The sequence below is a fragment of the Paenibacillus jilunlii genome, from assembly GCF_900102965.1.
Taxonomy (GTDB): Bacteria; Bacillota; Bacilli; order Paenibacillales; family Paenibacillaceae; genus Paenibacillus_AQ; species Paenibacillus_AQ jilunlii.
Genome location: NZ_FNGM01000033.1, coordinates 36,607 through 51,677, shown reverse-complemented (window position 1 = coordinate 51,677; position 15,071 = coordinate 36,607). Strand labels below are relative to the sequence as shown.

13 protein-coding genes, 1 tRNA gene and 1 rRNA gene are annotated in these 15,071 nt (G+C 48.0%); 12 read left to right on the top strand and 3 right to left on the bottom strand.

All coding sequences use genetic code 11. The features are described from left to right. Positions 1-217 precede the first annotated feature (217 nt). The 7 genes from rrf to BLQ82_RS30395 all read left to right on the top strand — a co-directional run bounded on the left by rrf (position 218) and on the right by BLQ82_RS30395 (position 7,126). Positions 218-334, top strand: a 5S ribosomal RNA gene (gene rrf, locus BLQ82_RS30425). A gap of 684 nt (positions 335-1,018) precedes the next feature. Continuing rightward, positions 1,019-2,476, top strand: a complete 1,458-nt coding sequence (gene guaB / locus BLQ82_RS30420; RefSeq protein ID WP_062519971.1) for an IMP dehydrogenase — start codon at positions 1,019-1,021, stop codon at positions 2,474-2,476. A gap of 124 nt (positions 2,477-2,600) precedes the next feature. Beyond that, positions 2,601-3,998 carry a D-alanyl-D-alanine carboxypeptidase family protein gene (locus tag BLQ82_RS30415; RefSeq protein WP_062519969.1) on the top strand — a complete coding sequence of 466 codons (1,398 nt, stop codon included), beginning with the start codon at positions 2,601-2,603 and terminating at the stop codon, positions 3,996-3,998. A 113-nt stretch (positions 3,999-4,111) separates the two neighbouring features. Further along, positions 4,112-4,993, top strand: coding sequence for a pyridoxal 5'-phosphate synthase lyase subunit PdxS (gene pdxS / locus BLQ82_RS30410; RefSeq protein WP_062519967.1), 882 nt, complete (start codon positions 4,112-4,114; stop codon positions 4,991-4,993). A gap of 22 nt (positions 4,994-5,015) precedes the next feature. Then, positions 5,016-5,600 (top strand): pyridoxal 5'-phosphate synthase glutaminase subunit PdxT, encoded by a 585-nt coding sequence (gene pdxT, locus BLQ82_RS30405; protein ID WP_062519965.1) that lies wholly within the window; start codon positions 5,016-5,018, stop codon positions 5,598-5,600. Between the two features lie 86 nt (positions 5,601-5,686). Then, positions 5,687-6,973, top strand: coding sequence for a serine--tRNA ligase (gene serS, locus BLQ82_RS30400; RefSeq protein WP_062519963.1), 1,287 nt, complete (start codon positions 5,687-5,689; stop codon positions 6,971-6,973). Between the two features lie 64 nt (positions 6,974-7,037). Next, positions 7,038-7,126: transfer RNA gene (locus tag BLQ82_RS30395), tRNA-Ser, on the top strand. A gap of 334 nt (positions 7,127-7,460) precedes the next feature. Here BLQ82_RS30395 and BLQ82_RS30390 read toward each other — a convergent pair. Next, the gene (locus BLQ82_RS30390) at positions 7,461-8,159 is read right to left on the bottom strand and encodes a substrate-binding domain-containing protein (RefSeq protein WP_244281065.1); all 699 of its coding nucleotides are present in this window, start codon (positions 8,157-8,159) and stop codon (positions 7,461-7,463) included. 176 nt (positions 8,160-8,335) lie between these two features. Between BLQ82_RS30390 and BLQ82_RS30385 the strand changes: the two genes are divergently transcribed. The 4 genes from BLQ82_RS30385 to BLQ82_RS30370 all read left to right on the top strand — a co-directional run bounded on the left by BLQ82_RS30385 (position 8,336) and on the right by BLQ82_RS30370 (position 11,258). Beyond that, positions 8,336-9,280: an NAD(P)-dependent oxidoreductase gene (locus BLQ82_RS30385; protein ID WP_062519962.1), complete on the top strand. Its 945-nt coding sequence runs from the start codon at positions 8,336-8,338 to the stop codon at positions 9,278-9,280. A gap of 270 nt (positions 9,281-9,550) precedes the next feature. Further along, complete coding sequence (locus BLQ82_RS30380) at positions 9,551-9,892, top strand: hypothetical protein (RefSeq protein ID WP_020428196.1); 342 nt, start codon at positions 9,551-9,553, stop codon at positions 9,890-9,892. Between the two features lie 14 nt (positions 9,893-9,906). Continuing rightward, positions 9,907-10,059 (top strand): small acid-soluble spore protein P, encoded by a 153-nt coding sequence (locus tag BLQ82_RS30375; RefSeq protein WP_062519960.1) that lies wholly within the window; start codon positions 9,907-9,909, stop codon positions 10,057-10,059. A gap of 101 nt (positions 10,060-10,160) precedes the next feature. After that, complete coding sequence (locus tag BLQ82_RS30370) at positions 10,161-11,258, top strand: DUF6612 family protein (protein WP_062519958.1); 1,098 nt, start codon at positions 10,161-10,163, stop codon at positions 11,256-11,258. Positions 11,259-11,370: 112 nt separating this feature from the next. On the opposite strand, the gene BLQ82_RS30365 is transcribed toward BLQ82_RS30370, so the two are convergent. Continuing rightward, a complete protein-coding gene (locus BLQ82_RS30365; protein ID WP_062519956.1) occupies positions 11,371-11,934 on the bottom strand; it encodes a GNAT family N-acetyltransferase in 564 nt (187 codons plus the stop codon). A gap of 10 nt (positions 11,935-11,944) precedes the next feature. Beyond that, the gene (gene tadA / locus BLQ82_RS30360) at positions 11,945-12,445 is read right to left on the bottom strand and encodes a tRNA adenosine(34) deaminase TadA (protein ID WP_425287530.1); all 501 of its coding nucleotides are present in this window, start codon (positions 12,443-12,445) and stop codon (positions 11,945-11,947) included. Positions 12,446-12,754: 309 nt separating this feature from the next. Between tadA and BLQ82_RS30355 the strand changes: the two genes are divergently transcribed. Then, positions 12,755-15,070 (top strand): ATP-binding protein, encoded by a 2,316-nt coding sequence (locus tag BLQ82_RS30355; protein ID WP_062519953.1) that lies wholly within the window; start codon positions 12,755-12,757, stop codon positions 15,068-15,070. Position 15,071: the final 1 nt, after the last annotated feature.

The window sequence follows — 15,071 nt, the reverse complement described above, 5'->3', positions numbered from 1 at the left end:
AGATAGGTTGGAGGTGGAAGCGCGGCAACGTGTGGAGCTGACCAATACTAATCGGTCGAGGGCTTATCCAAAAGTAAAACGCAAGTTTCGTTTCGGATTCAGTTTTCAGGAATCAAATTGTAAGTCATGAGGTCCAAGCGACCACATGATGGAACATTTGTTTTCAGCATTTGGCGATGCTGAGACCTGAATTATGCATTTGTACCGCAAGTGCCCGTTTGGTGGCGATAGCGGAGGGGTTCCACGCGTACCCATCCCGAACACGACCGTTAAGCCCTCCAGCGCCGATGGTACTTGGACCGAAGGGTCCTGGGAGAGTAGGACGCCGCCAAGCACATCAAGCCATTGTTGAGCAATCGACAGTGGCTTTTTTGTATTTTAGGCAATTATACAAGCCCCAAAACGTGGATACTTGAAAATATCTGAGGGGCCCCTTGTTAGGAGTACAAGGGAATCGAGACTATCCGCAGAGTGAAGCGGACAGAGGTGACGTTATTTTGCGAGCATATCGGTTTTTTGGACTGATGCAGGCTCAGATAGCGTTATATCCTTCTTTCGAGCCAAAATGAGGGATGAAATGTTTGATTAGGAGATCCTGTGTCCGTATGACCTGGGGAATCGCCGGATTTGCCTCAATCACGGATCTCCTGTCCGCATCATTTGCGAATGGACCGTGATTCCATTAGCCCCTGTCTATCCAGGTGAGCTATTGAGTTCAGAAGTTGATTCGAACTGTCCACTCCAAGCGGACTTTCGTCCAAGAATTCGCTTACTCGGCAACTGTGTTCGGAATAACTTCTCCCCTGATGTAATATTCTTGACAGGCCAAAAACCCTTTGCTAAGATGGCAATAATATATTTTTGGACAAGCATCTCAAACCTTAACTGAAGATACGAAAACGTGCAGCTTACAAGTCTTTCCCGGTGTCTGCCGGGTATGGACTTTAACTCTGGTTTCTTCATTTATAAAGTTTGCAGGCGTTTAGAATAAATACAATTTCGAGGAGGAATGACCCAGGTGTGGGAAGATAAGTTTGGCAAAGAAGGATTAACTTTTGATGATGTGCTGCTGGTGCCGCGTAAATCTGAGGTGCTGCCTAAGGAAGTGGATTTGTCTACGGTACTGAGCAAGAATGTGAAGCTGAACATTCCATTGATGAGTGCGGGTATGGATACGGTCACTGAAGCAGCCATGGCGATCGCTATTGCACGTGAGGGCGGCATCGGTATTATTCATAAGAATATGTCCGTGGAGCAGCAGGCGGAAGAGGTAGACCGTGTGAAGCGCTCCGAAAGCGGCGTTATCACAAATCCTTTTTCTCTTACTCCAGACCACTGGGTGTCCGACGCTGAAGTCCTGATGGGTAAATACCGCATTTCCGGTGTGCCTATCGTAGATGAAGGCAACAAACTGGTTGGCATTTTGACCAATAGAGATTTGCGCTTTATTCATGACTTCAATATCCAGATCAAAGATGTAATGACGCATGAGAACCTGGTAACAGCTGCTGTGGGCACTACGCTTCAAGAAGCTGAAGTTATCCTGCAGCGCCATAAGATTGAGAAACTGCCCCTGGTGGATGAGAACAACATTCTTAAGGGTCTGATTACCATAAAAGATATCGAAAAAGCCATCCAATTCCCGAATGGTGCTAAGGATGCGCAGGGCCGGTTGCTCGTTGGCGCAGCAATTGGCATATCCAAGGATACATTTGAACGGACAGAAGCTTTGATAAAAGCCGGGGTCGATCTTATTACTGTAGACTCTGCTCATGGCCATCATATCAATATTATTGATGCTGTCCGCAAATTGCGCGAGCTGTATCCGGATCTCACCATTGTAGCCGGCAATGTAGCCACCGGGGAAGCTACCCGTGAACTGATTGAAGCCGGAGCTTCGGTGATCAAGGTTGGGATTGGACCCGGATCGATCTGTACTACTCGTGTAATTGCCGGTATTGGTGTACCTCAGATTACAGCCATCTATGATTGTGCGACAGTAGCCCGTGAATACGGTATTCCTATTATCGCAGACGGCGGAATTAAATACTCCGGTGAGATTACCAAGGCTATTGCTGCAGGAGCATCTGCTGTCATGATGGGCAGTCTGTTTGCTGGTACGGAAGAGAGTCCTGGGGAATCGGAAATTTATCAGGGACGTAAATTTAAAGTCTATCGTGGCATGGGCAGTATGAGCGCCATGAAGCAAGGCAGTAAAGACCGTTACTTCCAGGATGATGATAAGAAGCTGGTTCCTGAAGGTATTGAAGGCCGTGTAGCTTTCAAAGGATCGCTTTCGGATACGGTTCATCAGCTTTTAGGCGGACTTCGTTCAGGGATGGGGTATTGCGGAACCAAGACACTGACGGAGCTTCGTAACGATACTTCCTTTATCCGGATTACCGGGGCCGGTCTGCGGGAGAGTCACCCGCATGACGTACAGATTACTAAGGAAGCTCCTAACTACTCCCTATAGTACAGGTTAAGCGATATTTTAAGGGCAGACAGGACGAAATTCGTCCTGTCTGTCTTTTTTTGCAGATACCCCTGTGTTAGAATAGAACAAGCAATGGATATGAGGGCAAAAGGAGAGTAAATCATTGAAACACAAGTATAAATTCAGCGGTAAGCAATTTGTAATTAAGACAGCGACAGTAGGTCTGCTTTTAAATATGCTAGCTTCTCCCGTAAATTCGGCGCTGGCTGATGCGGTGAAGACGCCGGCAACTACAGAATCAGGCACAGCAGCTACCAATAAAACAAAGGCGAAAGCAACTGCAGTCAAGATTCCTTCGGTGGAGTCGTTGGGATTGAACCTGAAATCTGCTGTTCTGCTGGAACCTACCACCGGCGAGGTGCTTTTGTCGCTAAATGCAGATGTACCCCTGCCACCGGCAAGCATGACCAAAATGATGACCGAGTACCTCGTCACAGAAGCCGTTAACAAAGGCCAGTTATCCTGGGATCAGAAAGTCGTGGTCCAGGAGAATGCGTCCAAGCAGATTGGTTCGCGTATTTTTCTGGCACAAGGTGACGAACACACAGTCAAAGAGCTATACATAGCCATGGCGGTAGGCTCTGCAAATGATGCTACGGTAGCTTTGGCAGAAGAGGTTGCTGGATCTGAGCAGGAGTTCGTTGCTATGATGAACGAAACTGCGCAGAAGATGGGGATGAAGACGGCTTATTTCATCAATTCCACCGGTCTGAACCGGGCGGATATGCCTGCAAAGTTCCAGCCTGACACCGATCGTGAAACGGTAATGTCCGCTATGGATGCGGCAATTCTCGCCAAACACATAGTCACCGACCATCCGGATTTCACGGATTTCACGACCATTCAGTCCTACAAATTCCGTGAGCGCGATAAAGCGCCAATGGTTAACTATAACTGGATGCTGGAATCGAATAAGAATGTTACCAACTTCAAAGCTTATGCTTATCCGGGGCTTGATGGTTTGAAGACCGGACATACTAATAATGCTGGCAACTGCTTCACCGGTACTGCTGTACGGGATGGTATGCGGCTGATTAGTGTTGTAATGGGGGCAGATTCGGAGCCTCACCGGTTCACGGAAACAAAGAAGGTGCTTGATTTTGGCTTCAATAATTTTGAGGTTAAGCAGGTTGTAGCTCCTAAAGCCGTCATTGCAGGCAACGAAACCGTTCCTGTATTAAAAGGGAAAAACAAAAGTGTCCCCGTTGTGACAGATGCCGGTGTTACTTTTATCGTACCTAAGGGAACTGCATCCCCACAGATCAAAACTGCTGTGGTTATTAATGATCCAGCTACCTTGGTTGCACCGATTGCCGGAGCCAGCAAGGTCGGAAAGGTGACCTATTCCTACCAGGTCCAAGGTATTACTCAAGTTCAAGAGAAGACTGTCAACCTGATTACGGCTGAAGAAGCCGAGAAGGCAGGTTGGTTCAAGCTGCTGATGAGAGCAATTGGAGAGTTTTTTGGCGATCTGTTTAAAGGAATTAAGAACCTGTTCTAACGGCTGAAACATGCCGATATCAGGAGTAAATCCGAGTAAATAGGTTGTATATATAGCCGCCTTGCGGCAAAATGATATGTTAAATTAAGTATTTCTATTCGGGAGGCATGGTCATGGAAACAGGAACATCGCGAGTAAAAAGAGGCATGGCAGAAATGCAAAAAGGCGGCGTCATTATGGACGTCATGAATGCAGAACAGGCAAAAATTGCTGAGGCTGCGGGTGCAGTTGCCGTTATGGCGCTGGAACGCGTCCCTTCTGATATTCGTGCAGCAGGCGGTGTGGCCCGGATGGCCGACCCTACCATTGTGGAAGAGGTTATCAAGGTAGTAAGCATCCCTGTGATGGCCAAAGCCCGTATCGGACATTATGTAGAAGCGAAGGTTCTGGAGTCCCTGGGCGTGGATTATTTGGATGAGAGTGAAGTGCTGACTCCTGCTGATGAGGTATTCCATATTAACAAGCGTGAATTTACTGTTCCGTTTGTATGTGGAGCCAAAGATCTGGGTGAAGCACTGCGCCGCATCAATGAAGGTGCATCAATGATTCGTACCAAAGGCGAGCCAGGAACCGGCAACATTGTTGAAGCTGTACGTCATATGCGTTATATTAACAGCCAGATCCGTAAAGTAAACAATCTTTCATTGGACGAGCTCTATAATGAAGCCAAGACTCTTGGTGTTCCCTACGAATTGCTGCTTGAAGTTCATGAACTGGGTAAATTGCCGGTAGTTAACTTTGCTGCAGGCGGTGTGGCAACTCCGGCTGATGCTGCTCTGATGATGCATCTGGGAGCCGATGGTGTTTTTGTGGGCTCCGGTATTTTCAAATCCGATAATCCTGAGAAGTTTGCCCGTGCAATCGTAGAGGCTACTACTCACTTCACGGACTATAAATTGATTGCTGAAGTATCCAAGAACCTCGGTACCCCGATGAAGGGGATCGATATTGCCTCACTGTCGCCGGCAGAACGCATGTCGGAGCGCGGCCGTTAATGTAGAGAGAAGGGTTGTTCCGATGAAGATAGGGGTGCTGGCGCTTCAAGGCGCAGTAACAGAGCATATTGTTAGTATAGAAAAGACTGGAGCGCAAGGTCTGCCAATTAAACGCGCAGAACAGTTGGAAGAGATCGAGGGATTGATCATTCCGGGCGGTGAGAGCACGACGATTGGCAAGCTTATGCGCAAATATGGCTTTATAGAGGCGATCCGGGATTTTGCCGGCCAGGGCAAGCCTGTTTTTGGGACATGCGCCGGAATGATCGTACTGGCTAAGCGTATTGATGGCGGCGAGCCCGCGCATTTGGAGCTGATGGATATTACGGTCGCCCGGAATGCCTTTGGACGCCAGCGTGAAAGCTTTGAATGTGATCTGGAAGTCAAAGGAATCAGCGAGCCGGTACGTGCTGTCTTTATTCGTGCTCCGCTCATTAAAGAGGTCGGGCCGGATGTTGATGTACTCACGGTCTATAAGGATGAGATTGTGACTGCCCGTCAGGGTAATTTGCTCGTATCCTCTTTTCATCCGGAGTTGACAGATGATTATAGACTGCACCAATACTTTGCCGATATGGTAGAGTATAGCGCAGCAGCCAATCAATAGAACCGCATATAAGAACATTCCGACTCTTTCAAGGCTGTGAAACAGCATATTGAAAGGGTTTGGGCTGTTTTCAGGAGGGAAACTTTGTGCTAGATGTAAAAATATTGCGCAGTGATTATGCCAGAGTAGAAGAAGCATTGAATAAAAGAGGTAAATCGCTTGATTTGATTGCCGGCTTTCCACAGCTGGATCTGCGCCGCCGTGAGCTGCTGCAAGAGACTGAGGGGCTGAAGAACCGCCGTAATACTGTATCTGGTGAAGTAGCGAAAAAGAAGAAGAACGGTGAACCTGCGGAGGATCTGATCGCTGAGATGCGCACCGTGTCTGACCGGATTAAAGAGCTGGATGATGAAGTAAGAGCGCTGGAGACCCGTATTGAGGAACTAACCATGAGCATTCCTAATATTCCTCATGAATCGGTGCCCGTAGGCAAGTCCGAGGAAGAGAATGTGGAAATCCGCCGGTGGTCGCAGCCGCGAGAATTTGGGTTTACGCCGAAGTCGCATTGGGAGCTGGCACAGCAGCTGGATATCATTGACTTTGAAGCCGCTGCCAAGGTTACAGGCTCTCGTTTTGCTTTTTACAAGGGGCTGGGAGCGCGTCTTGAACGTGCGCTTATCAACTTCATGATGGATCTTCACAGCGGGGAACATAACTATGAGGAGATGCTGCCTCCTCACATTGTCAATAAGGATAGCCTATACGGCACTGGCCAGCTTCCCAAGTTCGAAGAGGATCTTTTCAAGCTGCGCGATACTGAATATTATCTGATCCCTACTGCTGAGGTTCCAGTAACGAATTACTACCGCGAGGAAATTCTGACGGCTGCAGATCTTCCGAAGTATCATGTGGCGTACAGCTCCTGCTTTCGTTCTGAAGCAGGCTCGGCCGGCCGTGACACGCGCGGGCTGATCCGCCAGCATCAGTTCAACAAGGTGGAACTGGTGAAGCTCACCACCCCGGAAACCTCATATGAGGAACTGGAGAAAATGACGGCGGACGCTGAACGTGTGCTGCAGCTCCTGGAACTGCCATATCGCGTACTGGGCCTCTGTACGGGCGATATGGGCTTCACATCTGCTAAGACGTACGATCTTGAGGTGTGGTTGCCGGAGAGCGGCATGTACCGTGAAATCTCCTCCTGCTCGAATACAGAGGACTTCCAGGCGAGACGGGCTAACATTCGTTACCGCAAGGAACCTAAAGCTAAGCCGGAATTTGTTCATACACTGAATGGCTCCGCACTTGCCGTTGGCCGTACTGTAGCCGCTATTCTGGAAAATTATCAGCAGGAAGATGGCACAGTATTGATTCCTGCAGTACTGCAGCCGTATATGCGGAATGTGAAAGTGATCAGCCCAGCTGCTCAATAATTATACTTGCGAAGGCTTGCTCTGTATGGTATACTTTCTAATGCATGTGAAATTTTGATGCATTGGAGAGGTACCGAAGCGGTCATAACGGGGCGGTCTTGAAAACCGTTAGGGTGCAAGCCCACATGGGTTCGAATCCCATCCTCTCCGCCATTCCTTAACAATGACACGCCGTATAAGGATTTGCGGTGATTATGACTGAAACGCACTTTACCGTTGGATAGCGGTGTGGTGCGTTTTTTTGTTTTGGATAATCTTCTGACGGAGGTATAGGATTATGAATACAAGCACGGGTGGCGCAGGATGAGAGAGCGAGCGTATCGCCTGAGATTCTGACACTGGAGGGGCCGTTCAAACGCTATTACACCGCGCGGCAAGCGGCAGGAGTGTCACGAAGCGTTGGAACAACTCCGGTCCATACTCTATTTTTTTCATACATCAGTTTGCTGGCCATAATCAATTGCAACTAATATCTCGACAGGTCAGATCAGTCTACTCCAAATATATCTTGCAGATAGTTATCAAGAATACGAAGGGGCTCGTGTAAAGCTTGGTTTGGAAACTTATGAGTTACCTTATAGCATATTCTTGGAGGCACCGATACCGATAGTTTCTGAAGAACAAAATCTCCCATCCGCATCATATGTGCGCCAATCGAAGCGGGAACTATCGTCCATTGTCTGGCGTCCTTCAAAAAAGTAGTGATGAGTCCCGCTGTGTCCAGATGAACACGGGACGGGCAAAGAGGGTCCCACCACTGGTCATGTCTGAATTGAAACTCTCTATTCCAATTTATGAAGACTTCGTCTTGCGCCGCCAATTCTTCCATTTCAATAGTATCTCCGGCCTGCCGCCCCGACACAGCCAGACGCAACAACACCATTTCTTCAGTAAAAAACGGTTTAACAGTGACACTAGGCGACACGATTTCTCGCACCACAAACGCCACATCCATCTCGCGCCGCTCAATACTATCAAAAGCTTCCTGAGTATGCTGCGTACGAATTTGCAGTCGGATGGACGGGGTATGCTGATTAAGCATTCTATATACAGGAGGCAAAACAAAGTGACTTATACTTTCGGCAGCGCTTATTGCCAGACTTAACTGCGAACCGCTAGCCTGCAAGATTTGTGTTTCCCTCCAGAGAGCATCCCATCTTTCCGCAATGCTAAAAAAGTGTTCCAACCTCCTCAATATATAGAAATGATTAATATAGTTCACAAAATATTTGAGTTTTACAACATTATTCTTTATGTTTAAAATTATCGTTAATAAAGACGAGGGGTCAAATGTTTTTTCTCTGGAGAGTCCTCGTTCTGATTGCTGCTAGAATGGTATAGGTAATGAAAGGTGGTTTAGCAATGAAGATTCTCGTAGTTGGCTATTTTAGCGAGACCTCGAAATCAAATATTGTAAGGTATTTTCCTCAAGACTGGAATGTTGTAATTGTCCCGCCCGGAAAAGAAATGCTGCATCATATTGAAGATTGCCAGGTAATCATCCCTGAACATATTAAAGTGGATCACAGCCTGCTTTCTATCGCAAAAAAATTAAAATTGGTACAGACGGGTGCAGGATTTGATAATGTAGATGTCCCTGCCTGTACACAGCTTGGCATTTGGGTGGCCAATGCTGCAGGAGTGAATGCACAGGCAGTGGCCGAGCACGTAATGGCACTGATATTGTCTTATTATAAAAACATACCGTTTCTTGATACTTTCATGAAAAACAGGATGGATGAACATCAATTGGACTATACAGGGAGTGAATTAAAAGGCAAAACAATTGGGATTATCGGTTTGGGCGCTATCGGAAAAAAAGTAGCTGCATTTTGCAGGGTTTTTGATATGAATGTGCTGGCTTATGCGAGAAATGCTCTTGTACAATCTGACGGTTTTGTGAAAATGACGGATTTCGATACTCTTATAAGCACATCGGACATAATCAGTGTACATGTACCCTTGAATCAGCAAACCAAACAACTGATCAACAAAGCGGCATTGAAGAAAATGAAGAATACCGCTCTTTTTATCAATACAGCCCGCGGCGGGATTGTCAACGAAAGAGACTTGATTGATGCATTAAAAAACGGGGATATTTCAGGCGCATGCCTGGATGTGTTTGAATCTGAACCGCTTCCTATTGACAGTGAGCTCCGGAATCTGGGTAATGTGATACTTACTCCCCATACTGCAGGAATGCCTGATGGCCGAAAATTTCATAAAAAAAGATATGATTTCTTTATAAACAATATAAAACGTGTAGAAAATGGTGAAGAGCCTGAAAGCAAGCTCAATCAGTTATAACCCAGTCATACCAAGGCCCGGCGGCTTTTCATAGGTAGTAACGGTCTTGAAAACCGTTAGGGTGCAAGCCCACATGGGTTCAAATCAACACATGAAGATAGAAGCTGCCTTCCTTGGAAGACAGCTTTTTTGTCGTGTATGGAACAGACTCTGCCGCAGCGGCAAGGAGGCTCTGCCTCACGGAGGAGAATCGGTCCGGGAACCCGTGGCACCAAGTATAAAAAGCTCCTTTTCTCCGCAATGTAATAGGGAAGGAGGCTGATAATAACAATGAACCGAGAATTACAGCTGGATCAGCAAAGTTTGGTGTCTGCTTGGCAGGAGCGACTGCCTGCTCTGATGGAGGATGGAGACAGCTTTAGCGTACAGGGTGATGCAGCGGACCCCAGCAGTCTGCTGGTTCATTTTAATGCTGCCGGACGTCAGGCGTATTCCCTTGACTTTCGTTGTACTTATGTCGACAGCCGTGAGGTTGCAGTAAGTCTAATTGATGCCGAAGAAGCTGGACGCCAGACGGATGAACGCTCTGATGCAGTTCAGCTTTTGGCCCAGCGGTACACCAGACAGATTCATGAATGCGCCCAGGCGCTTCAAGACCTGACCAATCCCTAGGAGGCGATCTACAGATGAGCAAACCCAAAAGCATGCCTGCACCAGGTGCGGAAGATAACCATCAGGAACGCCGCAAGGAACACAATTCCTCCGGACCTGAACCGCTTTCCGGCTCCAAAAAGGTTAAGCAGGCTAACCATGTAGACCATCATAACCGCCAAGGCTGATTTTTTTAGAGTTATATTAAGAAAGAAATGTTTCTCATAATTGCCAAATGGTTTATCATAAGGAGGGGAAGAAATAGTTCACATGGGAGAGGAGATTTTTAATGAAGAGAAAATGGGGGTTGTCCGCTGCCGCACTGCTGCTAACCGCTGCAGTAATTTTACCCGGCTGCGCCAACAAGGAGCAAGCGCCTAAGGAGGCATTGAAATCTGCTGCGATCAAAGCGACCACTCTGAAATCGTATGAGATGAAGAGTAAGCTGGTGATTAATAATCTGGCTATAGATGCGCCAGCAAACGGTGAGTCGGATGGCTCAACAGCGCAGGTGCTCAGTATGCTGAAAAACGCCGATATCACTATCGACGGTGTCTATCAGGCAGATCCAATGCAGACCGAAATGACGATGGTACTCAATCTGAAGGGTGATATGACGATGTCCTTCACGATTCCAATGGTGATGACCAAGGAGAAGGTATATATCAAAATACCGTCTATCCCATTCCTGCCGCTTCCAGAAACGGTGGTCGGCAAGTTTGTAGAGCTGGATCTGAAACAACTGGCTGAGCAGGGAGGTACCGAATGGAATCCTGACGCTCTTGATACTCAGAAGATGCAGAAGCTTTCTAACGAGGTGCTTAACACATTGATGGGCGAGTATGATGATGCAACATACTTCAAGAACATTAAGCCGAAGGACGCCGCTTTGCCGGAGGGTGTAGAAGCAGAGCAGGTGGTTCAATTCAACGTAAATAATGATAACGTCAAAGAGGCGCTTACGATTCTTGTGAATAATGCCTTGCCGAAGATTATCGATATCGTGAGCAAACCGGAATATAAGGAAATGCTGAAAATTGACGATGCAGACCTGGCTAAATTCAAAGAAGAGTTGAAGTCCAGTGAAACCCGCGCAGAATTCGACAAGGACTTGGCCGATTTGGGGAAATATCTAACCATCAACAAGTTCCATCTGAATACAGCGATTAACAAAGATGATTTTCCGGTGTATCAGGATCTCCTGATGGACATTAAGGTGAATGATCCGGACAAAGGCGAGAATGTGAGCTTGTCCTTAACCGCCAGCAATCAATACAGTAAAATCAATGAAAAGCAGACCTTCACCATCGGCATTCCTCAGGGAGACGATGTCATTACCACAGATGAGCTGCAGCAGGAATTTGGAAGCATCGGCAGCTCCTACTAAGCAAGCAGGCGAAATCAAAAATCCCGCATTTGTGCGAAGTTCTCGCGCTTATGCGGGATTTTTCATGTTACCCCTAACAGGGGAGAAGAACTTGCACCGGGGAAGACTGTCATTACTCCTGTGGCTGGATATCATCGGCGAGAATAGCGTAAGTCCGGTGATCCTGCCATTGTCCATTTATCTTAATAAAACGGCGGGCTATGCCCTCAGCCAGGAACCCGTTCTTCTCCAAAACCCGGCGGGAGCCGTGATTATGAAGAAGAATGGCGGCTTGCACTCTATGCAGGCCTAGGGAACGGAAGGCAAACTTCAGGATAAGGCCTACGGCTGCGCTTGTGTATCCTTGTCCCTGCAGCGCATAATCAATGAAGTAGCCTATATCCGCAAACTGTCCAACACCGCGTACTACATTAGAGATCGTGATCTGTCCAATCAGCATGCCATCAAGTAAAAATATACCGAACATGTACGCCCTGTCTTCCAGAGAGTCCTCCACACGCTGAGCAAGGAGCCGCTGCTGGCTTTCCAGTGTGAAGTAATCTTCGTCGCGAAGCGGTTCAAAGGGTTGATGGTGTTCTTTATTGCGTAGACGCAGCTGGAGGAGTACATCAGCATCCTGGGTTTGCAGCAGAGAAATATAAATGCCATGTGATGTGTCATATAACTTATGATTCATTGGATTCTCCTTACTTTGAAGATTTCTTACGCAGCTGCCGGAAAAAAGTGGTCAGCAGTTCAGCGCATTCCTGCTGCAATATGCCCTGAATGACCTCGGTGCGGTGATTAAAGCGCGGCTCCTCCAGAAGATTCATGAGTGTGCCTGCACAGCCGGCTTTGGGATCCGGGGTGCCGAATACCGTAAGCGGCACTCTGGACTGGACCATGGCTCCTGCACACATGGGGCAGGGCTCCAATGTAACATACAGGTGGCAGTCCAGGAGACGCCACGAACCAAGCAATACACTGGCTTCGCGAATCGCGACCATCTCTGCGTGGGCGGTGGAATCCATCGTGGTCTCCCGCAGGTTATAGCCGCGGCCAATAATCTGTCCATTACGGACAACTACGGCTCCTATGGGAACCTCGCCTAAAGCTTCCGCTTTGCGGGCCTCCGCAATCGCTTCTTTCATCCAATATTCATGAACCGCCAATTCCTCAGAGGACAGCTCATCATTTATACTATTCAAGCTCATCTTCCCTTCTGCAAATGCCCCTTGTGCAACGAACAAATATTCGTTCTTAACAAATTGTGTACAACTCTGTGGATAAGGCGCGACTTATACACAATATTGTGCACATCGCAATCTGATAAAATGTTTATATGTGTATAACCTGTGGATGGTTTCTTATCCATTGTAGAGAAAGTGTCTGCATAATTCAATATTTCCCGAAACAGCCAGCGAGTGAAATGTCTTTTCAAATGGGGAGGCAAAAGGTATGATAATGTTTGAATGCTCCGCTAGGATTTACCAGCGGGTAAGAGGTGAAAATACAGCTTGTCCATAAAAACTAAGTTATCGGCAATCATTTTCGGATCGGTACTCTTAATTCTGGCGCTTAATCTAACACTTAATCTTCATGCCGCCCGGAGCAACCTTCGCAATGAAAGTGTGAAGAATATGAAGATGGCCGCCAGACAGATTGCCGTTTCGGTCGAGCAGAGCAGCTATAGCTCTAATTATGTACAGCATCAAATTGCCCAGAACCTCAGATTGACCGCTATTCTGGCTTCCAAAGAGCTTGATCCCGACATTAAGAATGTGAAGGACGCTCAACTGGTTGCGCTGGCCCATAAACTGGGAGTGTCTAATATTTCGCTCCTGGTCAAGACTGAGGATGATGTGGTTGTAGCCAGATCCTCAGATCCCGGTGAGATTGGTCTGTCTACCAAAGGTATGGGCTATTGGTATGTGGCATTTCTGGAGCTGTTTGCAGGCCAGGAGGTTTCCGTCGAGCAGGGGCAGAGCTTTGAGCATTTTTGGTCAGGCCCCTTTGAATATTCTACCTCCAATCCGAAGTTTATTGAGAAGTGGGGATACTATTATGATCAAAAGAGCAATTACATTATAGATCCTTACATTCGCAGCACCGCCGTAAGTGATTACGTCAAGATTATGAATCCCGATGAGATTGTCCGTCAGTCCAAAGAGGTTAACCCGGGCATTCTGGAGGTCACGGGAATCAATCCCAAAACCTTTGGAGTATCCACCATGCTTCCAGATGGCAGTGATCCTACAAACCAGAAGCTGAGAAGCCGTGCTATTAAGTATGGTACATACATTTATGGCAATGTTGAAGAGGACAAGACAGCTGTTATGGAAGCTCTTAGCGGCGGCAGCCCTCTTACATTGGACACACACGCGCTGGGTAAAAGAGTACTGAAAACCTTTATTCCCATTACGCAGCCAGGTGTAGAGGATTACGTCATTAGTGTAGTCATGGATTATTCAGTTATCTCCTCTGTAATCAAAGAGCAGCTGGTCAATAATGTGACTACATCGATTATCCTGCTGGTTGTTTTTTTTGCGGCGAGCTATATCCTTGCGGGTGTAGTTACCCGGCCCATTCAGCATATCCTGGCAAAAGTTAACGATGTGGCCCGGGGCAAATTCGAGCCCCCGCTTAAGGTGGACAGCCGTGATGAGCTGGGGCAGCTGGCACACCGTATCAATGCCATGACCTCACATCTGCTGCAGCATACCAACCGGCTGGGACAGACGCTGGAAGAGAACCGGGCCGTTAAAGAACGACTGGAGTCCGTCATTAACGGCACTTCAGATGCCATTCATACCATGGATATGGACGGACGGATTATCAGTACGAACCGGGCTTTCGAAGAGCTGTATGGCTGGAGCGCAGACGATGTGTCGGATAAGACGCCATACCTGGTGCCTGCTACGGCGCAGAAGCAGGAGGAAACCCGGCTGAAGGAGCTGAAGAACGGAGCGGTTCTGCCGCCGCTGGAGACCATCAGGCTGAAACGCGACGGTTCGCTCGTGGAAGTCAGCGTCAGCAGCTCGGTTATCCGTGATGAGGAGGGCAATCCGCAGTCCTTTGTCCATGTCTCGCGTGATATGACAGAACGCAACCGGATGGAGGAGCTGCTGAGACGCTCTGAGAAGCTGACTACGGTCGGCCAGCTTGCCGCCGGGGTTGCCCATGAGATCCGTAATCCGTTAACCACCCTGAGGGGATTTCTGCAGCTCCAGCAGGAGAAGAAGATTCTGGTGCCGCTTCATGTTGAGCTTATGCTCTCGGAGCTGGAGCGGATTAATATGATCGTGAGTGAATTTTTGATTTTGGCCAAGCCGCAGGCTGTGCATTTTCAGCTTAGGGACGTCCGGCTCATTCTGGGGGATGTGATCTCTCTTCTGGACAGCCAGGCGCATCTGTTCGGCATTGAATTCGAGGCCCGGTTTTCCGAGCAGCCGGCAACGGTCCACTGTGAAGAAAACCAGCTGAAGCAGGTGTTTATCAACATTGTCAAAAATGCAATTGAGGCCATGCCCGACGGGGGCACAATCACACTGGAGCAACGAATCATTGACGGTACTGTAGTGATTGTCATCTCTGACGAGGGTGAAGGAGTTCCTGAGGAAATGCTGCCGAAGCTAGGGGAGCCGTTCTTTACCAACAAGGAGACAGGAACGGGCCTTGGGCTGATGGTCAGCCAGCGGATTATCCAATCCCATAAGGGGAGCCTGGAAATACACAGTGAATACGGGAGCGGTGCTCAGGTTACCATTAAACTGCCCGAAGCCGGAGAGCATACTCCCGGGCAGGCTATGAACGAAGAACGGAGTGAAGATTGAA